Origin of the sequence: Paraburkholderia sp. BR10954, assembly GCF_040965775.1 — a bacterium.
Lineage (GTDB): Bacteria > Pseudomonadota > Gammaproteobacteria > Burkholderiales > Burkholderiaceae > Paraburkholderia > Paraburkholderia youngii.
On sequence record NZ_JBFRCK010000115.1, the window covers coordinates 1 to 4639 of the forward strand.

Annotated in this window: 4 protein-coding genes and 3 pseudogenes; 5 read left to right on the top strand and 2 right to left on the bottom strand. The window is 54.1% G+C overall.

Translation table 11 applies throughout. From position 1 onward, the window contains the following. Positions 1 to 184, top strand: a 184-nt coding sequence (locus AB4Y34_RS40840) for a hypothetical protein (RefSeq protein ID WP_368719202.1), incomplete at its 5' end; no start/stop codon positions are given. Positions 185 to 198: 14 nt separating this feature from the next. Here the strand turns inward: AB4Y34_RS40840 and AB4Y34_RS40845 are convergent. Beyond that, a pseudogene (locus AB4Y34_RS40845) lies at positions 199 to 521 on the bottom strand (LysR family transcriptional regulator); the annotation flags it as partial. 318 nt (positions 522 to 839) lie between these two features. On the opposite strand from AB4Y34_RS40845, the pseudogene AB4Y34_RS40850 reads away from it, so the two are divergent. The 4 genes and pseudogenes from AB4Y34_RS40850 to AB4Y34_RS40865 all read left to right on the top strand — a co-directional run. After that, positions 840 to 920: pseudogene (locus tag AB4Y34_RS40850) on the top strand (polysaccharide deacetylase family protein); the annotation flags it as partial. Between the two features lie 61 nt (positions 921 to 981). After that, a pseudogene (locus tag AB4Y34_RS40855) lies at positions 982 to 1128 on the top strand (polysaccharide deacetylase family protein); the annotation flags it as partial. A 150-nt stretch (positions 1129 to 1278) separates the two neighbouring features. Further along, the gene (locus tag AB4Y34_RS40860) at positions 1279 to 2967 is read left to right on the top strand and encodes an NAD(P)/FAD-dependent oxidoreductase (protein ID WP_368719204.1); all 1689 of its coding nucleotides are present in this window, start codon (positions 1279 to 1281) and stop codon (positions 2965 to 2967) included. A gap of 36 nt (positions 2968 to 3003) precedes the next feature. Beyond that, positions 3004 to 4344, top strand: a complete 1341-nt coding sequence (locus AB4Y34_RS40865) for an amidase family protein (RefSeq protein ID WP_176370080.1) — start codon at positions 3004 to 3006, stop codon at positions 4342 to 4344. 69 nt (positions 4345 to 4413) lie between these two features. Here AB4Y34_RS40865 and AB4Y34_RS40870 read toward each other — a convergent pair. Next, positions 4414 to 4639: hypothetical protein (locus AB4Y34_RS40870; protein ID WP_368719203.1), on the bottom strand; the 226-nt coding region annotated here is incomplete at its 5' end.

Consider the following 4639-nt stretch of genomic DNA (forward strand, 5'->3'; position numbering starts at 1 on the left):
CATCATCGGATCACGCTTACCGGTGAATCCCTCAGAAAGGCATCCCCAAAACCCAACGTCCTGGAGCCCGAACTCGACCAGAATTAACAAGGAAATCTACAATCAACACCGCGCAACGCCCAACCCCTCCGGATCGGTCACGTTCCCGAAATCGGCGGTCACGTTCGCCGAAATGCGCAGGTGACAATGCCTCTACTCGAAATAGACGAGCGTCATGAAATCAGAGAGGCAGACCTGAACCGGCGATCCGATTTTGCCGGCTGGAAGACGTCGCGCGAGATGATGGAAAGCTGGATCTCCCACACCGGCCCGGGAAGCTCTATCGCTCGTGATGTGGGCACGAATTCTCGGCCTCTCATCACAAAGAGGTCGTCGCGAAAATAGTCTCGTAACCGCGACATCGCGGCGCTCATGGCGGGTTGGCTCAAATTGATATCGCGTGCCGCAAGCGTGAAGTTACGCTTCGCCATCAATGCGTCCAACTCGACGAGAAGATTCAGATCGAGGCCTTTGAAACGCATCTTTATTTATCCGCCTTGTGGATGTCACATATCGAAACAATCGATTGTACAAATTTCTTGAGGTACCGCAAAGTTACGGCAATTCAACTTGACACGCAAGTCATTAATATGATTGACCCCGTCAGTTCTACTGAACGGCACTCGACATCAATTCCCAGATATTGATTTTCGACGTGGCATTTCGCGGTTACGACTGGGGCTGATCCCCGGGTAAACGGTGACTCATCCGAAGATGAGTCAAAGAGTATGAGAAGACTCAGCGATTGTGAAATCGCCGCAATTTTATCTCGGAAGTGCTAAACGTACGTGACCGTAACGGTGAGCGTCGTAAGGCTTACCTTTGACGACGGACCACACCCGATATGGACGCCGAAAGTACTAGATCTGCTGGCGCGGCACCAGGTACCGGCAACCTTCTGTGTAATCGGCGCCTACGCGGTTGAGTATCCGGAACTGATCCATGGTTTCGGAAGGCCACGATGTCGCGAATCACAGTCTTTCCCATCGGGACTTGTCGAAATGTTTGCCGGATCAGATACGGCACGAGATAGCAGAAGCGAACTCGCTTATCCAGCGTGCTTGCCCAGCGGCAGCGGTGCGATACATCCGTGCGCCGTATGGAAAATGGACGAACGCAGTTATAGCCGAATCCGTGAAAGCGGGACTAATGTCACTCCACTGGTCGGTAGATCCACACGTCACTTCCCGCCATCATCGTCTTTCGCCTCGATGCATTGCCATTACAGGAGAGGAATCCATGAAAAACTGCGTAGCGCCTTCAAAAGGCCCATCGCCGACCGTCGATTTACTGTATGACTATGCTCAGTTTTTGGAGCGGGGCTCATCTGCAGGGGCAATCGGAACGCTTTCCTCGAGTATCGCAAGTCCACGGGTTGCTATCGTAGGGGCAGGCATCAGCGGCCTTCTGGCTGCCAACGAACTGATGCGAGCAGGTGTACGTGACGTTACTGTGTTCGAAGCCCGCGATCGTATTGGCGGCAGGTTATGGTCACAGGCGTTTGATTCGAAGCACCCACATCTCATCGCCGAAATGGGCGCGATGCGGTTTCCTCCAAGTGCGACCGGTCTTTTTCATTACCTTGATCGGTATGATATTCCCACCACGGCAGCGTTCCCTGACCCCGGAGTCGTTGATACGGAACTGCATTATCGCGGCGTTCGCCATATCTGGCCGGCCGGAGATCCGCCGCCGCATTTGTTCAGGCGTGTACACGAAGGCTGGAGAGCTCTCTTGCAGGATGGATGCAAGATCAACGGCATATCTCTCGTCGCACCGGCTGAAATTACGGCTATGTTGAGATCGGAGCGTTTTAGGGAGGCACGCACCGCGTGGCAAACATGGCTGGATTTATTTCGCGATAGTTCGTTCTATGCAGCTATCGTCACCATTTTCACTGGCCCTTGCCCACCTGGAGGTACTCAGTGGGAAAGGCCATACGACTTCGAACTGTTTGGATCTCTTGGGATTGGCTCGGGTGGTTTTCTGCCAGTCTTTCAGGCCGGATTCACCGAGATTCTGCGCCTCGTCATTAACGGTTACATGGACGATCAACGCCTCATCTCGTGCGGAATCTCAACGTTGGCTGAGCGCATTGCAGGCGAGAATGTTTCTGGAAGTACTGTCGCCGAACGGATTCGCTTTAACGGCGTCGGTCGCATCTACAAGGAAGGTGCAGAGATCAAGCTCGTGACCGACAAAGATGAAATTGCGACGTTTGACCGGGTGATCGTCACCAGCAATAACAGGGCGATGCAGATGGTTCATTGCTTGACAGATGACGAAACGTTTCTCAGCCGCGACGTATCCAGAGCGGTCAGAGAAACTCATCTGACCGGATCGTCAAAGCTCTTCATGCTCACCCGAGACAAGTTCTGGATAAACAAGAAGCTTCCCGTCACCATCCAGTCTGACAGCTTCGCACGAGGCGTATACTGCCTTGACTACGAACCTCACAACCCAGGTGGTAGGGGTGTGGTTTTGCTCAGCTACACTTGGGAGGACGACGCTCACAAATTGCTGAGTGTTTCAGACAAGAAGGAGCGGTGCGAGTGCTTCGTCGACGACCTGTCGACCTTCCATCCGGAACTTGCGCGTCACCTCGTCCCTGCAGATGAGGACTATGAACGCTGCGTCCTCCACCATGACTGGCTAACCGATCCTCATTCGTGCGGCGCCTTCAAGCTCAACTACCCGGGTGAGGATGTCTATTCGCAGCGTCTGTTTTTTCAATTCCAGACGGCAAACGATCCGGCAAGCGATACAGGGCTCTACTTGGCAGGATGCGGCTGTTCTTTCACCGGTGGGTGGATTGAAGGGGCCGTGCAGACAGCGATCAACAGCGCAGGCGCCGTTATACGTAGCGCCGGGGGAGATCTTTTACCAGGCAACCCCCTTGACGAAATACGCAGTGCCTACTGCTACTAATATCGCGCTCTCAGACCTCCCCACCTGCAAAATTTTATGTATTTTCAAAACACACTTGAATCGCTTTGCGACCTCATAAGGTCAGGAGCCGTTACAGCGGAGGAGATCCGGGATCGCGCACTGAACGCTGAGGCTCATCAGACACGTCTAAACTGTTTCATACGTGCTCGCAGCGCGGAGGCGCACTTCGCGAGAGCCAATGACACTCTGAGAGGCGCGCCACTCTACGGCATTCCTTTTTCTACAAAAGACAATATCTGCGTCAAGGGACTCCCTGTAACCGCCGGGACACCGGGCATGGAAGATTGTATAGCCACACGCGACGCACTTGTGGTCAAAAAGCTCAAATCCCTCGGCGCCGTCGTCGCCGGCAAGAACAACATGCATGAACTGAGCTTTGGAATCACGTCCGTCAATCCCCATTGGGGAACCGTGGGCAATCCCGTAGCTCCGGGCCATTTGGCCGGGGGAAGCAGCGGCGGCTGCGCAGCAGCTGTGGCAGCCGGTATTGTCCCGATGGCGATCGGAACCGACACTGGTGGCTCGGTGAGGATACCCGCGGCCTTTTGCGGCATAGCGGGTTTCAGACCAACAAGTGGCCGGTGGTCTTCAGCCGGGATCATTCCGGTTTCACGCACGAAGGACTCACCGGGCCTCCTGACGCGGACAGCCAAAGACGCTTTGTTTCTATATGACTTGATGAGCTCCGATAGCCAAGTTCCGTCAAAACAAACAAATAATCGCTGCCGAATCGGTCTTCCAAGTTCTATGTGGAACGACGTGGATGATGATGTTCGCAAGCATTGCTGGCAGGCGATCAGGCGTCTAACTCGCGCAGGCTTCCAGTGCGTCGACCTCGATGACGCAGTTGTTTCCGAATTGAATAAGTTCGGCACTTTTACTATTCCAGTTTACGAATTTTTCACGGACTTTCCACGCGCACTGCTCTCTTTTGGATGGGGAAACAGGGTTAATGCTGTGTTCGACAACATCCGTGACAAGTGCGTGAGGAGCATCATTCATCAACACCTTGACGGAAATCTGATCTCCGCAAAAGACTATTCTGCGGCAGTACAGAACGTTAACGCGCTGCGGCTAGAAATGAATGCGCTGCTCAACGCCAAAGGGATCGATTTTCTAGCTTATCCCACTGTCCCACGCAGCATTCCTCACGTTAGCGACGCACAGCGCCCGGGACTGTTTGCAGAGGTAATACGCAATACCGACCTCGCCAGCAATGTCGCAATGCCCTCCATTACCTTGCCTGTAGCGCCGAACGACGCATTACCCGTGGGATTGAGCCTTGATGCCGCACGCGGCCAAGACCGCCGGCTCCTCTTGATGGCAGCCGCTGCGGAGGAGATTCTTGCTTCATAGCGTACGCGACTTTCCGCCGCGCTGGCGCTGGACTGCCAAATGCTCATGCACTGCTCGGAGGTAAACAGTTCATGCTGATTTCGTTGCAAAGAATAAGTATGCTTTTTGACGCGGGTAGCTTTGTGGACCATGATCCAGGAGCGGAAACCCTACTTTCTCTGCGGCATTGTCACCCATTGAAAGGCCGTTGGAAAGCGGTACAGCACTACGCACAAGGCGCGGCCTTGCGTTGTTGCGAAACTTTCGCCAACCCCGCGTGAAGCGAAGCGCCGCGACGCATCCGGTATTTCGTTCA

Excerpts from the sequence above, each read along its gene's own strand:
- AB4Y34_RS40865 (WP_176370080.1), top strand. The coding sequence starts at position 3,004 with ATGTATTTTCAAAACACACTTGAATCGCTTTGCGACCTCATAAGGTCA.
- AB4Y34_RS40860 (WP_368719204.1), top strand. The coding sequence starts at position 1,279 with ATGAAAAACTGCGTAGCGCCTTCAAAAGGCCCATCGCCGACCGTCGAT.